This window comes from Paenibacillus sp. FSL M7-1414 (assembly GCF_038003195.1).
GTDB classification, from domain to species: Bacteria; Bacillota; Bacilli; order Paenibacillales; family Paenibacillaceae; genus Paenibacillus; species Paenibacillus amylolyticus.
Map to the genome: position 1 here is coordinate 1,028,261 of NZ_JBBOOS010000001.1, position 13,468 is coordinate 1,041,728.

The 13,468-nt window shown below is 44.4% G+C and carries 12 protein-coding genes; 10 read left to right on the plus strand and 2 right to left on the minus strand.

Going from position 1 to position 13,468, the window contains the following annotated elements:
• Positions 1 to 60: 60 nt before the first annotated feature.
• From MHH92_RS04640 to MHH92_RS04655, 4 genes are all read left to right on the plus strand, one after another.
• A complete protein-coding gene (locus tag MHH92_RS04640) occupies positions 61 to 921 on the plus strand; it encodes a LysR family transcriptional regulator (protein WP_340902275.1) in 861 nt (286 codons plus the stop codon).
• 53 nt (positions 922 to 974) lie between these two features.
• Complete coding sequence (locus MHH92_RS04645) at positions 975 to 2,075, plus strand: threonine aldolase family protein (protein WP_340902276.1); 1,101 nt, start codon at positions 975 to 977, stop codon at positions 2,073 to 2,075.
• Between the two features lie 113 nt (positions 2,076 to 2,188).
• On the plus strand, positions 2,189 to 2,659 hold the full coding sequence (locus tag MHH92_RS04650) for an SMI1/KNR4 family protein (RefSeq protein ID WP_127550479.1): 471 nt from the start codon (positions 2,189 to 2,191) through the stop codon (positions 2,657 to 2,659).
• A gap of 31 nt (positions 2,660 to 2,690) precedes the next feature.
• A complete protein-coding gene (locus MHH92_RS04655; RefSeq protein WP_445744699.1) occupies positions 2,691 to 3,569 on the plus strand; it encodes a LysR family transcriptional regulator in 879 nt (292 codons plus the stop codon).
• Here MHH92_RS04655 and MHH92_RS04660 read toward each other — a convergent pair.
• Both MHH92_RS04660 and MHH92_RS04665 read right to left on the minus strand, forming a co-directional pair.
• Positions 3,566 to 4,555 (minus strand): aldo/keto reductase family protein, encoded by a 990-nt coding sequence (locus tag MHH92_RS04660; protein ID WP_340902284.1) that lies wholly within the window; start codon positions 4,553 to 4,555, stop codon positions 3,566 to 3,568. The genes MHH92_RS04655 and MHH92_RS04660 overlap by 4 nt on opposite strands.
• Before the next feature lie 105 nt (positions 4,556 to 4,660).
• Positions 4,661 to 5,695: a PocR ligand-binding domain-containing protein gene (locus MHH92_RS04665; RefSeq protein ID WP_340902285.1), complete on the minus strand. Its 1,035-nt coding sequence runs from the start codon at positions 5,693 to 5,695 to the stop codon at positions 4,661 to 4,663.
• Positions 5,696 to 6,000: 305 nt separating this feature from the next.
• Here MHH92_RS04665 and MHH92_RS04670 point away from each other — a divergent pair, with 305 nt between their 5' ends.
• From MHH92_RS04670 to MHH92_RS04695, 6 genes are all read left to right on the plus strand, one after another.
• Complete coding sequence (locus MHH92_RS04670) at positions 6,001 to 7,143, plus strand: glycerol dehydrogenase (protein ID WP_017690500.1); 1,143 nt, start codon at positions 6,001 to 6,003, stop codon at positions 7,141 to 7,143.
• Complete coding sequence (gene dhaK, locus MHH92_RS04675; RefSeq protein ID WP_340902289.1) at positions 7,143 to 8,912, plus strand: dihydroxyacetone kinase subunit DhaK; 1,770 nt, start codon at positions 7,143 to 7,145, stop codon at positions 8,910 to 8,912. The genes MHH92_RS04670 and dhaK overlap by 1 nt, the downstream gene beginning before the upstream one ends.
• A 394-nt stretch (positions 8,913 to 9,306) precedes the next feature.
• Positions 9,307 to 10,344, plus strand: coding sequence for a siderophore ABC transporter substrate-binding protein (locus MHH92_RS04680; protein WP_340902291.1), 1,038 nt, complete (start codon positions 9,307 to 9,309; stop codon positions 10,342 to 10,344).
• A gap of 31 nt (positions 10,345 to 10,375) precedes the next feature.
• Positions 10,376 to 11,386 carry an ABC transporter permease gene (locus MHH92_RS04685; protein ID WP_372238406.1) on the plus strand — a complete coding sequence of 337 codons (1,011 nt, stop codon included), beginning with the start codon at positions 10,376 to 10,378 and terminating at the stop codon, positions 11,384 to 11,386.
• Positions 11,383 to 12,447 (plus strand): iron chelate uptake ABC transporter family permease subunit, encoded by a 1,065-nt coding sequence (locus tag MHH92_RS04690; protein ID WP_062837495.1) that lies wholly within the window; start codon positions 11,383 to 11,385, stop codon positions 12,445 to 12,447. Before MHH92_RS04685 ends, MHH92_RS04690 begins: the two co-directional genes overlap by 4 nt.
• Positions 12,444 to 13,196 carry an iron ABC transporter ATP-binding protein gene (locus MHH92_RS04695; RefSeq protein ID WP_047841731.1) on the plus strand — a complete coding sequence of 251 codons (753 nt, stop codon included), beginning with the start codon at positions 12,444 to 12,446 and terminating at the stop codon, positions 13,194 to 13,196. The genes MHH92_RS04690 and MHH92_RS04695 overlap by 4 nt, the downstream gene beginning before the upstream one ends.
• Positions 13,197 to 13,468 lie beyond the last annotated feature (272 nt).

The window sequence follows — 13,468 nt, forward strand, 5'->3', positions numbered from 1 at the left end:
CACTTTGCATGAATCGGATGATGCAGAATGCCGATATAACGACGAGCAGGTGATCAGGGTATGGATGCAGGTGATTTGAAAATATTTCAGGCGGTTGCCCGCGAAGGTAGTATCAGTAAAGCTGCGCTCTCACTTAATTATGTGCAGTCCAATGTAACAGCACGGATTAAACAGTTGGAGAACCAACTGCAAGTACCGCTATTTCATCGTTCCAATCGGGGGATGTCGCTTACACCAGCAGGAGAGAACCTGCTTGGGTATGCGGATAGAATATTGGAATTATTATATGAAGCAGAGCAGGCCACACAAGTGGGTAACCCACCAGCGGGCATGCTTCGTCTAGGTGCCATAGAGACAGCAGCTTCTACTTTTCTGACGCCGCTCCTGGCTGAATATACTTCATGCTACCCGGAAGTACAACATTCGCTTGTCACGGGTGGGACCCATGAACTGAACCAGAAGGTCATCCAACATGAATTGCATGGAGCCTTAATATATGGCCCGATTGATCATCCTGAGCTGAACTATATGAAGATGTATGACGAGGAATTGGTGCTGATCGCTGAACCCGGAGTGCATGAGATGTACACGTTATTGTCCAGGCCGATGTTGTTTTTTGAGATCGGATGCACTCATCGCGATCAGGCGGAATCCTTTTTGAAAGATCAGGGTATCCACACGCTTAACATCATGGAATATGGAACACTGGACACGATTCTGAATGGTGTATCTGCCGGGCTCGGCGTATCATTGCTGCCACGCTCTTCGGTTACCAAAGCAGAATTAAGAGGTGAGATCGCGGTGATGTCTTTGCCTGATCCCTATTGTCGGTTGGAAGTAGGATTTGTGTATTCCCGTGGTGAACATATATCTAGTGCACTCAGCGCTTTGGTTGAGATTATTACAGAACCAGACCTATAAGAGGTTGTTCAAAAGTCCGTTTATGAACATGCACTATAAAGGAGTGAGTGATCTTGAAAGAAACTGCGTTAACGTTGGGTGATGCATTTAATCAGGCAGACTTTATTGTAGGTGGTCATGGCAGTCGCCAAGTGAAGGTACTTCAGCACGTACTGGACCAGATCGATGGAGAGGTGTTCAGTGACCACTACGGCAACGGCCCCCTCATTGAAGAATTTCAGCAACAGATGGCTGACGTTCTTGGCAAGGAATCGGCGGTGTTTTTCCCAAGTGGAACGATGGCACAGCAGATTGCATTACGGATCTGGTGTGATCGTAAAGGGATAAAACGAGTAGCTTATCACCCTCTGTGTCATCTGGAAATCCATGAGGAAGACGGACTGAAAGAGTTGCATCAGATTGAATCAATTTTACTTGCGGACAAGGATCGTTTGATTCGTTTGGAAGATGTACAAGCGCTTGATCAGGACATTGCCTGTCTGCTGTTAGAACTGCCACAACGTGAGATTGGTGGGCAATTACCGGCGTATGAAGAACTGGAAGCGATCTCGGCCTATTGCCGTGAACGCGGGATTAAGCTGCATTTGGACGGGGCACGCCTGTTTGAGATCACTCCTTATTATGAGAAAACGCCTGCGGAGATTTGCAGTTTGTTTGATACGGTGTATGTTTCCTTTTACAAAGGCATTGGAGGTATTGCGGGGGCTATATTGGCGGGAGATCCCGATGTGATGCAGGAATCGAAAGTATGGAAACGTCGGCACGGCGGAGATCTGATCGGTCTGTATCCGTATATTCTGAGTTCTCAATATTATTTCAATGAACGGATTGGCAAAATGGAGTTGTATTACGAGCAGGCTCAAGAACTCGCTTCCCTACTGAATGCGTGTCACGGGATACATACCTTACCCGAGGTACCGGTATCAAATATGTTCCATGTGCACTTTGCGCTCGCTGCGGCCGAAGTTGAACCAATTCTTGTGCAAATGGCTCAGCAGTATGGCATAGGAATGACTTCATATCTGAACAAAACAAGTGGGAACAGCTGTGCCTTTGAACTGTCTACGGGTGATCGTTATGAGAAAGTTCCTCAGGACAAGCTGCGTGCAGCACTGGAATGGCTGGATCAAGAGTTGCGTAAACAGGTGAGATAAGAAGTTGATTTTAATGCTCGACTCTTGTTTGGGTAAGGTGTTGCGCTTCAAGGAGAACTATTGAATTCACAACGGCTGATCAGTGGGGAAAGGTACCTTAAGGGGGAGTTCAAATGACGTCAATAGAATTGGAACCGATTCGTGATCTTTTGGTGAAGGCTTACGATACAACAATGGGAGATGGGTGTACTCCTGAGAAACAACAGAGCATTGAGGATTTTGAGCAAAAGCATAATGTAAAACTGCCCGCAGCGTATCGCGCACTTTTACTTGAGTTCGGTGCATGTAACTTCGGCGACCCTGCCTTGTATTCGGTGAAAGAACTGAGCTGGGCTTATCCGGATTTTTTGGAAGTATACCGTGAATATGAGAAAGAATACGAGCTGCCAGCTGACCTCCAGCCTTTCCCGATTGGTGGATTTGGTGAAGGAAGTATGGCAATACTGGATCAAAATTCAGGCAAGGTGCTGATGTTGATCCACGATGCAGGGGAAACTCCTCTGCGGGAGATTGCTGTGGACTTTAATGAATTGATGACTATGCTGGCTGAGTCGGCAATCTGGGTTCAGGAACAGATGAATTAACAAGGTAGACGGAAGGATGCGCAATCGGCTTATGGATATTCGGAAGTTAAGATACTTTATCACCGTGGCAGAAGAACTTCATTTTCACCGTGCAGCGGAAAAATTAAATATGACGCAACCACCGCTGAGCCAGCAGATTCAGAATTTAGAGGATGAGCTTGGCGTGAAGTTGTTGGAGCGCACCAGAAAAATGGTTCGTCTCACCCCGGCAGGTGCCGTATTTCTGGAACAGGCCAGACTGATCATGGCCCAACTTGATCGATCTATTCAGCTTACACAAAAGGCGGATCAGGGCATCATCGGGCATATAACCATAGCCTTTGTGGATTCGGCTTCGGGGAGCATTATGGTGGATGTTCTTAGGAAATTTCGCGCTGCATATCCGCAGATTGAATTGACGCTGCGTGAGATGACTTCGTCCCAACAATTGCAGGCACTGGAAGACGGACAGATCCATATTGGATTTTTGCGATATCAGGAAGATACTCGTCATGTCTCGTTCCGCCCCTGTCAGATGGAAACGTTGATTGCCGTATTGCCAGATCATCACCCGATGGCTTCTCAGATTCAAGTTTCAATTCGAGAACTGGCGGATGAAGATTTTATTTTATTCCCAAGGCATCTGGGCTCTCCGTTCCATCGTCTCGTTCTGGATTATTGCAGGGAGTATGGCGTAGATCCTCGAATTACGCAGGAAGCGATCCAAATGTATACGATTGTGAATCTCGTTGCGGCAGGCATGGGCATTTCTATTGTTCCTTCATCGGTGGATGTGTTCCAGCGAAAGGGTGTAGTCTTTCTCCCATTACAAGAAAATCCGCCCTCCGTACCGTTGTACACGGCATGGCGGACGGATATGAATCAGGAAGTGGTATCACGTTTTATGAACTTTGTTGATGAATGTGTTTAACCCGTCTTGGTTGGATCACGCTCAATCCATGGATTCAATATTTCATCAATACGAGTCATGATCGCAGAGTCCAGTTTCACACCAGAAGCTTTTACATTTTCCAATACCTGCTCTGGCCGGGATGCACCGATAATGACGGAACCAACATACGTATGCTGAAGAACCCACGCCACAGCGAGTTGGGGGAGAGTTAGACCAATCTCTTTAGCGAGTGGAACAAGTTGTTGCACAGCGGTAAGAACATCTTCACGTAACCACTGACCAGCCAGTTTATTGAAAAAGGGTGCTCCTGCCTCAGCAGCTGCACGTGATCCGGTGGGCAATGCTGCGTTAGGCGCATATTTGCCTGATAGTATACCCTGAGCAAGAGGAGACCATGTAATCTGTCCAAGTCCTGCTTGGTCGCTTGCAGGCACCACTTCTTGCTCAATCACACGCCATAACATTGAATATTGCGGCTGACTTGCAATGAAGGGGACATGAAGTTCCTTCGCCAAAGCGGCTGCTCGTGCAATCTGATCCGCGTTCCATTCACTTACGCCAATGTAATGAACTTTGCCCTGACGCACCAGATCGGAGAATGCCAGAAACGTCTCTTCCAGCGGAGTGTTGTAATCATAACGGTGAGCGTAATAGACATCGATATAATCCGTCTGTAAGCGCCGTAATGAACCATTGCAGGCTTCCATGATGTGTTTACGTGAAAGTCCGCGGTCATTATGACCTGTGCCGGTTGGATGACAGACTTTGGTACACAGTTCAATACTTTCTCTTCGTATATCCTTAAGTGCCTGTCCCAGTACGGTTTCTGCCTTGGTATTGGAGTACACGTCTGCGGTATCAAATGTAGTAATACCTGCCTCCAATGCGGCTTGAACACAAGCTTCTGCTATTCCATCCTCGACTTGCGCTCCATGCGTAATCCAGTTGCCGAGTGAAATCTCACTGACGGTTAATCCACTGTTTCCTAATTTGCGATATTCCATTCATGTCGCCTCCCTAAGTCATCTGGACTCCATTGTAACAATGGCAGATTAATAGGTGAAATATCTTTTAACCTCATCTTTGATACGAAAAAAGTATCAGTGAATCTACATTTTCTCTTGAAGGTATTTGCGATAGAGGGCAGGCGTAATTTCCTCGAACTTTTTGAATATTTTGATAAAATATCCCGATTCATTAAATCCCAGCTCATCACTGATCTGTGAGACAGGCATGTCGGTGACCTCCAGCAATTGCTTGGCCCATTTAATCTTGAGTTTTGCCAGGTAGGTTGTGAAGTTTTCACCCGTTTCCTTGGCAAACAGCCTGCTGAAATAACTTGGACTTAGGTGGCATAGTTCGGCCATTTGTTTGAGCGAAACCTGTTCGCTTTTGTGACTGTGAATGTATTCAAAAGCAGGCTGGAGCACCGGACTGGAGCTTTCCGTGTCACTTGGGCTATTTTTGAGATAAGCATCCGCTATCGCATTGGTCATCTCTTTTTTGATCGACTCGATATTACGAATGGAGTAACCCGGCAGAATGGTGGAGAGGTTTAGAGTCTCCTGATTGCCTGAAGCTTTCTCGAACATTTCAACTAACAGATTTTTGTTTAGCGCTTCTTCCACAATGTAGTTGCAGAGCAGGGATAACATGTTGGAGATTTTCACAATCTCTTCATAGGTCATCACAGGTAGCTGGGCGTAATCATCCTTTAATTCCTCCAGCTTGGCTGCATGCATGGGTACGTTTTTGGACGTGACAATTTGCTCCAAGTCGCTACCCTTTTCCGGATCGGCGAGTTTCACTTGTCCTGCCATGACGGCGCCGATATATTTGCCATCAATCGTGATCGGAATCGCGATATCTATAATATTGAAATGGCATAAATACACATAAGGTTCATTCAATCGAACGGCTTCCAGACCACCGCGTGAATCACATTTTTGGCAGTAGGGGAGAAGCTCCGGGTCTTTACGCACATTCTGGCAGAAAGCCTGACAGCTACTGTGACTGGTTACGGGAATGCCTTTATAATCAACGGTGAGGATCGCCAGTTTGGTTACTGTTGCGAGAGAATCTTGTAGACGCTTCCATTTATTAAGGTCCAGAATTTTATTGATATGCAGATATTCTTTGATCATTGGTGCAACCTCCATAGGCTAACCAGATTCATAATTTAGGCCGTTAAAAGTTAGCAAGTTGTACATATTAAGATGTAATGATGACGGGTAATGTATAATGGGAGGTCAAAATTCAACCATCTCATGACAATAAGATACCATGATTGTGCCAAAAAGCAAAAAATTACGATTGTAAATTATAATAATTTGTTATCAAAGTCCACTGTAAACCTGTTGCTCATGCGTTATATTAAGGTCAATTGTAAGAAATTAAAATTTGATGTAATCACTAAACCAATTCATATCAATAGGAGGCATATAATATTATGAGAAAAGCATTTATCAGCCCAACCAAATATGTACAAGGCGAAGACGAGTTGTTGAACCTGGGGTACTTTGTTAAATCTTTTGGAGAATCTGCCTTGCTTATTGCACATCCGGATGATGTACAGCGTGTCAAAGCAAAGCTGGATGCAACAGCCGAGAAATTTAATATTACGTTTGTTGAAAGCGGTTTTAAAGGGGAATGTTCCCGTGAGGAAGTTGCTCGTCTGCAAGCGATCGCGAAGGAAAAAGGATGTGACTCTACCATCGGTCTTGGTGGTGGTAAAGCCATTGATGCGGCTAAATGTGTAGCTGAAGGCGAAGCACTGATCATCTGCCCAACGATTGCGGCAACAGACGCACCGACAAGTCACTCCGCTGTATTGTACACACCGGACGGTTCTTTCGATGACTATGCTTACTTCAAACAAAGCCCAAGTGTGGTTCTCGTTGATACAACTGTAATTGCCAATGCACCAACACGTTTCCTCGTATCTGGTATGGGAGATGCGCTCTCTACATACTTCGAAGCAAGAGCAACAGCGAAATCCTATTCCCGTGTAAACGCAAGTCTGCCAATGGGTTCCCGCGAAGGATACACACCATCAGCAGTAGGAACCAATGCGGCACTTGCACTGGCAAAATTGTGTTATGAAATGCTGCTGACTGATGGTGCAAAAGCGAAAGTAGCGAGTGACAGCAACGTTGTGACACAAGCCTTGGAAAACATCGTTGAGACAAACATTCTGCTGTCAGGTCTCGGATTCGAAAGTGGCGGACTGGCCGCAGCACATGCAATTCACAACGGTTTGACTGTTCTGGAAGGCACACATCATTTCTTCCACGGTGAAAAAGTATCCTTCGGTACAATTGCACAACTGGTTCTTGAAAATGCACCAACTGAAGAGCTGCATGAGGTCATGGACTTCTGTCTCGAAGTGGGACTGCCGATCAGCTTGGCGGATATCGGTGTAGATACGATTAGTCAGGAAGAACTGTTGAAAGTGGCAGAGATCGCTTGTATTCCGGAAGAATCCATTCACGCCATGCCGTTCCCAATCACCGTTCCTGAAGTAGCTGCTGCCATTGCAGCGGCTGACCGCATGGGCCGTGAGTACAAAGCAGCTCGCCGGGAGGTAAAATAATGAAGAAAATTATTAACCAGGCCGAACATGTTGTTATGGAAATGTGCAACGGGATTGCGCTTGCACACCCGGAGCTTGAATTTCTGAAAAAATATAAAGTCATCAAACGCAGAGAGATTCAGGCCGATAAAGTCAGCCTGATCAGTGGCGGAGGCAGCGGACATGAACCGGCTCACGCTGGTTATGTGGGTAAAGGCATGCTGGATGCAGCGGTGTGTGGAGATGTATTCGCATCTCCTTCCCAAATCCAGGTGTATCAAGCGATCAAGGCAACAGCCAGCAACAAGGGTACACTTTTGATCATCAAGAACTACAGCGGCGACATGATGAACTTCAAGAATGCGGCGCATCTGGCAGAAGAGGATGGCATCGACGTACAGTATGTGCGTGTTGAGGATGACATTGCTGTACAAGACAGTTTGTATACCGTTGGACGTCGCGGTGTTGCCGGAACTGTACTGGTTCACAAGATTGCCGGAGCAGCAGCCGAAGAAGGCCGCAGTCTGGCAGATGTGAAATCCGTTGCTGAGAAAGCAGCTCAGAATGTGCGCAGTATTGGTTTTGGATTCACATCCTGTACCGTGCCAGCCAAAGGCACGCCTACATTCGAAATTGCTGAAGATGAGATGGAATTCGGTGTAGGTATTCATGGCGAGCCAGGAATTCGCCGGGAGAAAATTGTTTCGGCTGATGAATTGGCAGGACGTATGGTCGAAGCATTGCTCGCAGATATGAAGCTGGATAAGGATGCTTCTGCGGAGATTGCAGTACTCGTGAATGGTTTTGGAGCAACACCTTTGCAAGAGCTGTATTTGCTCAACAATTCCGTTCAACGTGAGCTTGCAGGACATGCAGGTCTGAAGGTTGCTACTACGTTTGTGGGCAACTACATGACAAGTATTGATATGGCGGGTGCATCGGTTACGATCCTGAAACTGGATGACGAACTAAAAACGCTGTTGTTCAAGGAAAGTGATACACCTGCATTTAAAGTATCCGGCCCTCCAGCAGCACAAGTGGCGTATTCCGAAGCGCTGGAAGCTGTTGTGGGTGAAGACGCTCCTGTATCTTACGAAGTGGAGACGGATGCATCAGCTGCGGTCATCAAAGGCAATCAATTTTCACTGGACAATGTCGTCTATCTGATCGATAAAATGGGTGAGATCATCATCAAGAATGAAGTACCATTCTGTGAATTGGATTCCCATGCCGGTGATGGCGATTTCGGTATGAGTGTGGCAAAAGGCTTCCGCCAGTTGAAACGCGAATGGAATCACATCATTAACGAAGATAAAAAAGACATCGGATCATTCCTCGATGCATGTTCCTTGGTCATCATGGAATATTGTGGCGGCGCATCCGGCCCAATCTGGGGTTCGGCATTCCGTGCGGCTGGCAAAGCAGTAGGGGATAAACAGCAATTAAACGTTGCTGAATTCGCCGAGATGATCCATGCAGCGGTGCAAGGGATTCAGTCTACAGGAGAACGTTCCTTCGGACGTGGTGCCGTTGTAGGTGATAAAACCTTGATTGATGCACTCGTTCCGTGTGCCGATTCCTGGACTCAAAGTGCGGAGTCTGGCGATGACTTCAAAACAGCATTTGCCAAAGGTGCAGCAGCAGCCGTTGAAGGTGCGAAGAAAACCGAAGACATCGTGGCGCGTATGGGACGTGCAGGTGCCGTCGGCGATCGTAGTCTGGGCTACCCGGATGCTGGCGCGTATGCGCTGGGTGTTATTTTCACAGAATTATCTGAGTCGATGAAATAAGAATGTTGGTGAAAAATCAGATCATTTCGATGAGAAATATAAATGTATAAAGAGTTCTTACCGCAAAAGAAGTATCACACAGTGATGCTTCTTTTTTTGTATTGAAATGTCGATTTTTATGCATATAAATACACACAATGGAATATTTGGTTCATAATTTCGCCATGAATTAAAACAATTAGGTTGTTGAAAATGCCATCTAACTTGTTATAATATAACCTATTGATATTGATAATCACTATCATTTGTTGTTTTGTTACTCAGTACTACAGTGAAAAGAGGTTAAGTTTATTTTCTAAATTTACGTCGGAGGAGGTATATAATACTGAGTTTATCCAACACAGTACGCTGCGTGGGAATCCAAATTTTCTAAATCTAGGGGGATATAAATTAAATGAGAAAGTCTAATTCTTCAAAATTAATGTTTATCATGGTTGCAGCTTTAACTTTGGTATTGGCAGCTTGTTCAAGTAATGAACCTGCTTCGACGGATACTGCGAATACAGAGGCTGCAACTTCCGATGCTGCTACTACAGCTACAGCCACAACAGTTGAAATTACGGATGCTCATGGAACGGTAACTGTGCCTGTAAATCCAACGAAGGTCGTTGCTCTGGATAACAGAACATTTGAGACTCTGTCCACTTGGGGCGTCAAATTGGCAGCAGCGCCGAAGGATGTAATGCCTGCGGATTCACCATATGTGGCGGATGAATCGGTACAAAATATTGGGAATCACCGCGAACCAAACCTTGAACTATTGGCATCAATACAGCCTGATCTTGTCATTGTTGGTCAACGGTTTGCTAGTTACTATGAAGACATCAAAAAATTAGTACCTAATGCAGCAGTGATCGACCTTAATATTGAGCTTGAAGAAACAGCATCACCTGGAGAAAACTTTGTTAATGGACTTAAAGATGCAACAACCAATTTGGGAAAAGTTTTCGAGAAGCAAGAAGAAGCTGCCCAACTGATTGCTGATTTTGATAAAGCTATTGAAGAAGCTAAGGCCGCTTATAACGGTGAAGATAAAATTATGAGTGTTGTCGTTTCTGGTGGAAACATCGGTTTCTCGGCTCCTCTTACTGGACGTGTATGGGGACCATTGTATGATATTTTCGGCTGGGTTCCGGCACTAGAAGTGGACAAATCTTCTTCTGATCATCAAGGTGATGATATTTCTGTTGAAGCGATCGCGCAAAGCAATCCGGATTGGATTTTCGTACTGGATCGGGATGCGGCTGTATCTGCTGAAGAAGGTGCCGTTCCGGCTCAAGACGTTATTGATAACTCACCTGCTCTGAAAAACACCACTGCTATTACTCAAAAACAAATCGTTTATGCTCCAAACGACACGTACACCAATGAATCCATCGAAACTTTCTTGGAGTTGATTAACAACCTTACGAAAGCTTTAGCTAAACAGTAAAAAGGAGTATGCTGCAGTGCAGAAAAATTTAATACCAAAATTAGCTGGGGTTGAGAATTCTCAACCCCAGCGTCATAATCCGAAAAAGCTATGGACTATACCTTTTATCATTGCGATTATAGCCACTATTATTTTAGGCATTACATCACTGCTTATTGGAGTCTATGACATACGAGGACAAGCCGATGGAATGGAGATGTTCTTCATTACTCGTGTCCCAAGAACTGTTGCATTAATGCTTACCGGTGCGGCCATGGCAATGGCTGGACTGGTCATGCAGCTTATTACACAGAATCGCTTGGTGGAGCCTACCACCACCGGAACAATGGAATGGTCAGGACTGGGGATCATGTTTATTTATCTGGTCTTTCCTGCTCCGAGCTTAACGCTAAGAATGACGGGTGCAATCATTTTTTCTTTTATAGGAACGATGATTTTTTTTATGTTTCTAAAGAAAGTTAAACTCCGTTCGTCTTTGGTTGTCCCCATTATTGGGATGATGCTTGGAGCAGTCATTTCTGCATTTTCAACTTTCGTTGGGCTTGTATTCCAAATGACTCAAAATATCGAAAGCTGGTTTGCAGGCTCCTTTTCATCTGTGCAAATTGGCAGGTACGAATATTTATGGCTCATTGTATTGGTGACTATTCTTATTTTTGTTTTTGCTGATCGTTTGACTTTAGCCGGACTAGGGGAAGATGTCGCTACCAGTCTTGGCGTAAATTATGACAGGATCATTCTTTTGGGTACTGCGCTTATTTCACTAGCCGTTGGAATCGTTGCAGCGGTCATTGGGAACTTGCCTTTTCTAGGGTTAATTGTCCCCAATATCGTTTCCATGTTTAGGGGTGACGATCTCAGGAGCAATTTGCCATGGGTGTGCTTATTAGGGATGGGCAGCATCATTGTGTGTGATATCCTGTCTCGTGTCATTATCATGCCTTTTGAAATACCTGTCTCAATGATCCTTGGAACAGTGGGAGCCGTCGTATTTATTGTCATTTTGTTAAGACAAAGGCGGTCAACAAGGAGGGTAAGATGAGCGACTTAGCAAGTAGAAATCCACTAAATATCGAAATCGATTCTAGCCGTCGTCCTAAAAAAAGATCAGCTAGAGCCTTCCGTACCAAGAAAGAAGAAAAGCGTTATTGGATTTTGCTGATAACATTAATTGTTCTTGGCGTTTTTGCATCGGTTGGACTACTGGTTTATAACAATCCCGTCCCGGTGTCCTCACCTTCTTTTATACCAGTTGTTACAAGAAGGGTAGTCGCTCTGGTTTCAATGCTTATCGCTGCAATTTGCCAAAGTTTATCTACGGTTGCTTTTCAATCGATTACGAATAACAGAATTATAACTCCGTCTCTTTTAGGTTTTGATGCTATATATTCAACCATTCATACGAGTACTATATTTTTCCTTGGTGCTACGGTATTTGTGAATTTTAGCGGTGTTGATTCCTTTTTATATCAAGTTGCTGCAATGGTCATCATGTGTTTAATCCTTTATGGATGGCTGCTTTCCGGAAAATACGGTAATTTACAACTTCTGCTTCTAGTCGGTATTATCATTGGGACCGGGCTGAGATCCGTGTCTTCATTTATGAGAAGACTTCTTGCACCGTCTGAGTTTGATATTTTGCAGGCAAGAATGTTTGCTTCCGTGAATAATGCGGATTCTGCCTATTTCCCGATTGCGATTCCTATCGTCATCATTGCAGCAATTCTGCTGCTTGCTAATGCCAAGAGGTTAAATGTATTGTCGCTGGGTAAGGATGTCTCGACTTCCTTGGGAACTAAACATCAAAGTAGTGTGATTTATACACTGGTCCTGGTTTCCATTTTGATGGCCATTTCGACGGCTTTGGTTGGACCACTTACATTCTATGGATTTTTAGTTGCGATTTTGAGTTATCAGGCTGCGCAAACCTATGATCACAGATATGTTTTCCCAATGGCTCTTGCGATAGGGTTTGTGATCTTAACCGGTGCATACTTTATTATGAATCATGTTTTCAATGCCCAAGGTGTTGTTTCCATCATTATAGAATTGGTTGGCGGACTAACATTTTTAATTGTGATTTTAAGGAAGGGTTCTTTATGATACAGATCAATAATGTCAAAAAAACCTATGCAGCCGAGGTAGAGATAGGCCCTTTGAATATTCATATACCCAAAGCCGGTCTTACTTCTTTAATTGGACCCAACGGTGCGGGGAAGTCAACGACACTTCTGATGATCGGAAGACTTTTGGATTTGGACGAAGGTCAGATCAAGGTTGCCAATATGGATGTTTCCACATCCAAATCAAGGGATCTGGCCAAGATTATAACGGTTTTACGACAAGAAAATCATTTTGTCACAAGGCTTACCGTTAGACAACTTGCTGGATTTGGACGGTTTCCTTATTCTAAGGGAAGATTAACGGATGAGGATGAAGCTATAATCTCTAAATATATTGATTTTCTAGACTTAACTGATCTGGAAAATAGATACTTAGATGAGCTTTCAGGTGGTCAGAGGCAAAGAGCTTATGTCGCAATGGTTTTGTGTCAGGAGACGGAATATGTACTTTTGGACGAGCCTTTGAACAATCTGGATGTTGCGCGTTCTGTTCGGATGATGGAGCATTTGAGATATGCCGCTAATGAATTTGGAAGAACCATTCTGACGGTTATGCATGATATCAATTTTGCCGCCAAATATTCGGATCGAATATGTGCCATGAAAGATGGTCAAATCGCCGCTTTTGGAACCGTAGATGAAGTGATGGACCCCGAAATTTTAACAGATATTTTCGAGACAAAAATTGAAATTATTGATGGTCCTTATGGACCGATAGCGATCTATTAGCTACAAGAGTTTAATGAAAAGTTGTTTGTTAAAATGGTTTTCAGAAAGTAGAGTGATTATTCACTCTGCTTTTTTTTATTAAAGTCGAACAAGACAGTTTGAAAGTTTATCTTAAAAACATCATAGAACGATAAGCCTTTACCAGAAGCATCTTCCTGCAAACGTTCCTTTTTCGATTAATAGCTATTTTCGCTCACAGAGTAATCTTTTGGATAGAAAAAGGGGATACTCTATGCCATAAATTGGCTTGAGGGTTCCAGATAGTGTAATCT

Bases quoted from the DNA above. Each gene is read 5' to 3' on its own strand.
- MHH92_RS04695 (WP_047841731.1), top strand. From the start codon at position 12,444: ATGATACAGATCAATAATGTCAAAAAAACCTATGCAGCCGAGGTAGAG.
- MHH92_RS04690 (WP_062837495.1), top strand. From the start codon at position 11,383: ATGAGCGACTTAGCAAGTAGAAATCCACTAAATATCGAAATCGATTCT.
- MHH92_RS04650 (WP_127550479.1), top strand. From the start codon at position 2,189: ATGACGTCAATAGAATTGGAACCGATTCGTGATCTTTTGGTGAAGGCT.
- MHH92_RS04670 (WP_017690500.1), top strand. From the start codon at position 6,001: ATGAGAAAAGCATTTATCAGCCCAACCAAATATGTACAAGGCGAAGAC.
- MHH92_RS04680 (WP_340902291.1), top strand. From the start codon at position 9,307: ATGAGAAAGTCTAATTCTTCAAAATTAATGTTTATCATGGTTGCAGCT.
- MHH92_RS04640 (WP_340902275.1), top strand. From the start codon at position 61: ATGGATGCAGGTGATTTGAAAATATTTCAGGCGGTTGCCCGCGAAGGT.
- MHH92_RS04660 (WP_340902284.1), bottom strand. From the start codon at position 4,555: ATGGAATATCGCAAATTAGGAAACAGTGGATTAACCGTCAGTGAGATT.
- MHH92_RS04665 (WP_340902285.1), bottom strand. From the start codon at position 5,695: ATGATCAAAGAATATCTGCATATCAATAAAATTCTGGACCTTAATAAA.
- MHH92_RS04655 (WP_445744699.1), top strand. From the start codon at position 2,691: ATGGATATTCGGAAGTTAAGATACTTTATCACCGTGGCAGAAGAACTT.
- dhaK (WP_340902289.1), top strand. From the start codon at position 7,143: ATGAAGAAAATTATTAACCAGGCCGAACATGTTGTTATGGAAATGTGC.